General features: G+C 28.5%; 6 protein-coding genes. 5 read left to right on the top strand and 1 reads right to left on the bottom strand.

What is annotated here, in order from left to right:
• From I4U58_RS12200 to I4U58_RS12185, 4 genes are all read left to right on the top strand, one after another.
• A partial coding sequence (locus I4U58_RS12200) for a tRNA threonylcarbamoyladenosine dehydratase (RefSeq protein WP_243269627.1) occupies positions 1–681 on the top strand: 681 nt, incomplete at its 5' end.
• 198 nt (positions 682–879) lie between these two features.
• Positions 880–2,046 (top strand): double-cubane-cluster-containing anaerobic reductase, encoded by a 1,167-nt coding sequence (locus I4U58_RS12195; protein WP_195931617.1) that lies wholly within the window; start codon positions 880–882, stop codon positions 2,044–2,046.
• A gap of 14 nt (positions 2,047–2,060) precedes the next feature.
• Positions 2,061–2,816: an acyl-CoA dehydratase activase gene (locus I4U58_RS12190; protein ID WP_195931616.1), complete on the top strand. Its 756-nt coding sequence runs from the start codon at positions 2,061–2,063 to the stop codon at positions 2,814–2,816.
• 92 nt (positions 2,817–2,908) lie between these two features.
• Entirely contained in the window at positions 2,909–4,273 is a 1,365-nt protein-coding gene (locus I4U58_RS12185; protein WP_195931615.1) for a LysM peptidoglycan-binding domain-containing protein, read from the top strand.
• Positions 4,274–4,341: 68 nt separating this feature from the next.
• Here the strand turns inward: I4U58_RS12185 and I4U58_RS12180 are convergent, their stop codons facing one another.
• Entirely contained in the window at positions 4,342–5,175 is an 834-nt protein-coding gene (locus I4U58_RS12180) for a ComEC/Rec2 family competence protein (protein ID WP_195931614.1), read from the bottom strand.
• A gap of 165 nt (positions 5,176–5,340) precedes the next feature.
• Here I4U58_RS12180 and I4U58_RS12175 point away from each other — a divergent pair.
• Positions 5,341–6,066, top strand: a 726-nt coding sequence (locus I4U58_RS12175) for a phosphatidylglycerol lysyltransferase domain-containing protein (RefSeq protein ID WP_195931613.1), incomplete at its 3' end; no start/stop codon positions are given.

Genomic DNA, 6,066 nt, shown 5'->3' with positions numbered 1-6,066 from the left:
ATGAACAGTGGTGATGTAATAGACTTATCTTCAATAGAAGGTATAAAAGCTGACAAACACTCAACTGGTGGAGTTGGAAGTTTCGCCTGTGAAGCTATAGTAAGAGCTGGAGTTGGAAATATAACTATAGTTGACTTTGATGACGTTGATATAACTAATATCAACAGACAAATACCAGCACTTCATTCTACAGTAGGAAGATATAAAGTAGAAGTTATGAAAGAAAGACTTTTAGATATAAACCCAGATTTAAATATAAAAGCAATTAAAAAATTATACAATGTGGAAACTAGTGATGAAATATTAACAGAAGATTACGACTATGTTATAGATGCAATAGATATGGTTACTTCAAAAATAAAACTTATAGAAACATGTAAAGAAAAAGGATTAAACATAATAAGTTCTATGGGAATGGGTAATAAATTAGATCCAACTAAAATAGTTGTTACAGATATATATAAAACACATACTTGCCCACTTGCAAAAGTTCTTAGAAGAGAACTTAAAGATAGAAGAATCAAAAAATTAAAAGTAGTTTACTCAACAGAGCAACCAAGAGAATTAAAAGAAAGAATAATGAATGGAAGAAAAGTAACTCCAGGAAGTGTATCTTTTGTACCTTCAGTAGGTGGACTTACTATAGCATCTGTAGTAGTTAGAGAATTATTAGAAAGATAATAAAAAATATAGAAATTATAAATAGTTATAAGATATAAAATTTAATATAAATTGAAAAGGAGTAAATGAGATATAAATCATTTGCTCCTTTTTGTTTGTATATAAATATAATTTAATAGTATATTTTGTAGAAATATGGAAAATTATTTGTTACTATTTAATTATAATTTATTGATTAAGATAAAAGGGAGGAATGGAATGGATAATAATTTACCAAAACAATTTGAAAGTTTTACAGAAGCTAGAAGAAATGGTTTTCTAGCAGCAAAAAATATAAAAGATAATGGGAAAAAGATGGTCGGAGTTTTTTGTTGTTTTACACCAACTGAACTTATGCTAGCAGCAGGTGCTGTTCCAGTAGGCGTTTGCGGTGTTAGTGAAGAGCCTATAAAGGATGCAGAAAAGGTACTACCTAGAAATTTATGTCCATTAATAAAATCAAGTTATGGACACGTTATAACAGATACCTGTCCATATTTTTATTTTTCAGATTTATTAGTTGGAGAAACTACTTGTGATGGAAAGAAAAAGATGTATGAAGAATTATCAAAAATAAAACCAATGCATGTTATGCAACTTCCAAATAGAGCAAGTGGTAAAAATGAGTTTAACCTTTGGAAAGACGAAGTTATTTTATTAAAAGAAGTTTTAGAAAAAGAATTAGATGTAACAATAACAGACGACGATATAAAAAATTCTATAAAAGATAAAAATGAAGAAAGAAAGTTATTAAATGAATTTTATGAATTAGCTAAATTAGAGCCATCTGCACTAACTTCATCTGAATTATATAATGTTTCATACCAAGCTCAATTTAAATTCGATAGAGAAGAATTAAAATCATCACTTAGAAAAGTGATAGATGACACTAAAAAAAGATATGAAGAAGGAAAGTGTCCGGTTAAAAAGGATGCACCGAGAATATTAGTTACAGGTTCTCCAATCGGTGGATGTGTAAAAAAAATAATTGGAACATTAGAAGAAAGTGGAGCATCTATTGTAGCTTATGAGCTATGTTCATCTATAAGAAGTAACAGGGAGCTAATAGATGAGGATAATCCAGATATATATGAAGCGATTGCAAAGAGATATTTAAATATAGGTTGTGCATGTATGATGAATAATCAAAAGAGAATAGATCTTTTAGATGAATTAATTGATGAATATAAAATAGATGGAGTAATAGATGTAGCACTTCAGTCTTGCCATCCATTTAATGTCGAAAGTCATAAAATAAAAGATTTTGTAGTAAATAAAAAACATATAGATTATATGGCTATCGAGACAGATTATTCAGAAACAGATACTGAACAACTTAGAACGAGATTTGAAGCATTTATTGAAATGATTGAAGATAAGAAGTAAAATGGAGGAAATCTATGTATAGTATTGGTATAGACGCAGGGTCTACATATACAAAAGGGGTATTATTTGACGGAGAAAATATATCAAAAAAACTTATAATTCCAACTGGGTCTAGTCCAAAATCTACATCAAAAGAAGTATATGAATATCTTACTAAAGATATTGATAACTCTCAAATAAAAAAGGTTGTAGGAACTGGTTATGGAAGAGTTAGCATGGATTTTATAGATAAAAAAGTTACAGAAATAACATGTCATGCAAAAGGAATATTCTTTTTAAATCCAAAGATAAGAACGATACTTGATATAGGCGGGCAAGATATAAAAGTTATCAATATAAATGAAAATGGAAGTGTAGAAAACTTTCTAATGAATGATAAATGTGCAGCTGGAACAGGAAAATTTTTAGAGATAACTTCTAACAAATTAGACAGCGATATTTATAATATAGATGAGCTTGCAAAAGGTGCCGAGCCAGAAAATATATCTAGTATGTGTACAGTATTTGCGGAATCAGAGATAGTAAGTTTATTAGCAAGAGATGTTTGTAAGAAAAAAATAGCCGCTGGAATAATAAAATCAATATCAAACAAAGGCGTATCTTTATTAAATAAATCAAAAATAGTAGATGATATTGCTTTTACAGGTGGCTTAGCTAATATAAGTGAATTGGTAAAAATGTTAGAAAAAGATTTAAATAAAAATATATTTATATCTGATGAAGCACAGATAATAGGGGCATTGGGTGCTGCGATTATAGGATATAAATAAAATAATAGCCATATTAAATCACTAAAAACTTTAAGCAGAATATAATAATAAAACAATAGTTTTAATTATAAATATCATCTAGGAGGTTTAATATGGCTACTTATAGAGGAATAGATGTAAGTAATTGGTCAGGAACTATAGACTGGAGAGCTGTAGCAGATTCAGGTGTAGAAGTTGTAATAATACAAGCATCTGAAGGAACTTTCTATAGAGATCCTTATTTACATGAATATTATGATGGAGCAAAAGCATATGGATTAAAAGTTGGGTTTTATCACTTTTTTAATCCAGGTTCATCCCCAACACCACAAGAACAAGCAAGATATTTTGTAGATACTATTAGAGGTTTAGATTCCGATTTAAAATTAATATTGGATTTTGAACAAATAGGAGGTCTTGATAATTACGAATTGACTCTCCAAGCGATAGAATTCTTAAGAGAAGTAAAGGAGTATAGTGGATTAGATACAGCAATTTACACATACACTTATTTTGCACAACATTATTTATATGAAGGACTTGGACTTTCTGAGTATCCTTTGTGGATTGCACAACTTAGTGAAGGTGGACCATCACCAAATCCTATTTGGGGAGATAGATATGTTGCGTGGCAGTATTCTGATACAGGAAGAGTGAGAGGTATTAATGCAAGTACAGATTTAGATTTAATTTATGATGGAATGTTTTTAGATGATAGCGAAGATGTTCCAAAGGAACAAAAAAAGCCACGTAAAATTCCAGGAGATAGACAACAACCATCAACACAAAGCCCAGTTATATATTATACAGTTCAAGCAGGAGATACATTAAGCTCAATTGCTCAAAAATACGGTACAACAGTTCATGAAATCGCAGTTATAAATTCAATTACAAATCCAAATTTAATTTATGTAGGTCAAGTCTTGAAAATTTATCCGGGTAATAGGAGTATTAAAAAAAGAAGAAAAATATTTACAACAACATATATAGTACAAAGTGGTGATACACTAACTTCTATTGCAATAAGATTTGATACAACAGTTCAAGCTATAGTAGACTTAAATGATTTAGAAAATCCAAATTTAATTTATGTAGGAGAAATATTGAAAATACCGACAGATTCTAGAGGAAATATCGCAGTCCCATCAACAAGACAATATATGACGACATATATAGTACAAAATGGAGATACATTAAGTTCAATTGCTCAAAAATTTGATACAACAGTCCAAAGTATAGTGAGTATAAATAATATATCCAATCCGAATTTAATTTATACAGGCGAAATTTTAAAAATAAGAACTTCTATAAATACTGGAAGTAGAGGTGAAAACTTTAGCAGCCTTTATACAGTTCAAAAGGGAGATACATTAAGTTCGATTGCGAAAAAATTTGGAGTAGATTATAAAGAATTAATAGAAAAAAATAATATGACAAATCCAAACTTAATCTATGTAGGAGAAGTTATAAGAATATAAAATGATTTATTTGTAGAGGTGTTTATGATAAAAAAATAAGAGCATATAATTGATGCTCTTATTTTAGTTTACTCTTGTTTATATTTGATTGTAGAGTAAATTTTATTCCCATCGGAATAAAATTGCATACTTCCATTTACATCAGTTCTAAAAACTTTTGCGTTGACAGATTCTAAATTTTGTAAAGTTGACCTATGTGGATGACCGTAGTCGTTTTTATACCCACATGATATTACAGCTATAGAAGGTGAAATTTCTTTTAAAAATTCTAAGGAGCTGGAGGTTGAACTTCCATGGTGGGCAACTTTTAAAAAGTCTATATTTTCAAGGTCATAGGAGTTTATCATGTCCATCTCGTTAGATTCTTCACAATCGCCAGTAAACAAAAAATTATTGTTTTTATATGAAATATTTAGTACAATGGAATTTGAATTATTATTATCTGTGATATAATCTGGACTTAGAACATATATTTCTGTGTATTTATCTAAGTTGAAAGAATCATCTTTAGACAGATAATTTACTTTTAAATTTTTTTTATTACAAGAGTCAATTAAGTTGATGTAGCATTCACTATTTGTGGTTTGCTTAGGCATATAAATTTTCTCTACATCAAAATTATCAATTATATCGTCTAGGCTACCAATATGGTCGCTGTCAGGGTGTGTCGCCACAACTACATCTAAAGTTTTAACTTTTTTATTTTTTAAATAGGATTTTATTATTTTAGCACTATTTTCATCTCCACCATCAATTAACATATTTTTATTTGATTGTGTTGTGATTAAAATAGAATCTGCTTGGCCAACATCTATTATATGGATGCAAAAATCTTTATTTTTGTTACAGCCAGTAAAAAGTGCTATTATAATAATTGAAAATATTAAAATTTTTTTATTCAAGTTACAATCACTCCATTAAAATACATGTTTATTGGATGCTATCTTGGGTAAAATAGAATACTGAAATAAATATATTAAGAGTTTTGACGTTAAAATAGAAATAAATACAATAAATTGAAAATAAATTTAAAATGTAAACTTTCATTTAATTTATAGGAGGCTGTTATGCAAATAACAAAAGAAAGAGATAATATAAATCTTTTTGAAGAAATAATAAAAAAAGATCCAAATAGTTCAAGACCTTATTTTAAGGAAATAACTATTGAAGATAGAGAAATATTAAATCCATATTTTGATTTAGTGGATTATGAAGCATGTGAATACAACTTCAACACATTATATATGTGGCAACATGCATACAAAACTGCATATTATGTAGGTGATAATTTTGCAGTTTTAGTAGGAGAGTATGACGGTGAAGTATTCTCAATCTTACCTCTTGCTAAAAAAGAAGATTTACCAAAAGTAATAGATTTCGTATTAGATTACTTTGCACAAATAGAAGAAAAACTTTACTTTAGAGGTATTACAGAAGAAGTAGTAGATTATTTAAAGGAAGAATACGGAGATAGATTTGAATATATAGCAGAAAGAGATTTATTTGACTATGTTTATGATGGTGAAATAATGAGAACTCTAAAAGGTAGAAAAAATAGCAAAAAAAGAAATCATATAAATTACTTCTTAACTGAATACGACGGAAGATTTGAATATAGACTTCTTGGAAAAGAAGATTTCGACGATTGTAGAGCTCTTTTAGATGAGTGGACAATAAATAAAGAAGAAAACGACAACATAGAAGAAGGGGTAGATGATGAAAGATCTGGTATAGAAAAATTATTTACTCACTATGACCAAATATGTGACAGATTAAAAATAGCTGGTATATAT

The organism is Clostridium sp. 1001270J_160509_D11 (genome assembly GCF_015667935.1).
Classification (GTDB): domain Bacteria; phylum Bacillota; class Clostridia; order Peptostreptococcales; family Peptostreptococcaceae; genus Intestinibacter.
Note: the sequence above shows the minus strand (reverse complement) of the source record. Positions and strands in the feature narration are given on the sequence as shown.

Excerpts from the sequence above, each read along its gene's own strand:
- I4U58_RS12195 (WP_195931617.1), top strand. The coding sequence starts at position 880 with ATGGATAATAATTTACCAAAACAATTTGAAAGTTTTACAGAAGCTAGA.
- I4U58_RS12190 (WP_195931616.1), top strand. The coding sequence starts at position 2,061 with ATGTATAGTATTGGTATAGACGCAGGGTCTACATATACAAAAGGGGTA.
- I4U58_RS12185 (WP_195931615.1), top strand. The coding sequence starts at position 2,909 with ATGGCTACTTATAGAGGAATAGATGTAAGTAATTGGTCAGGAACTATA.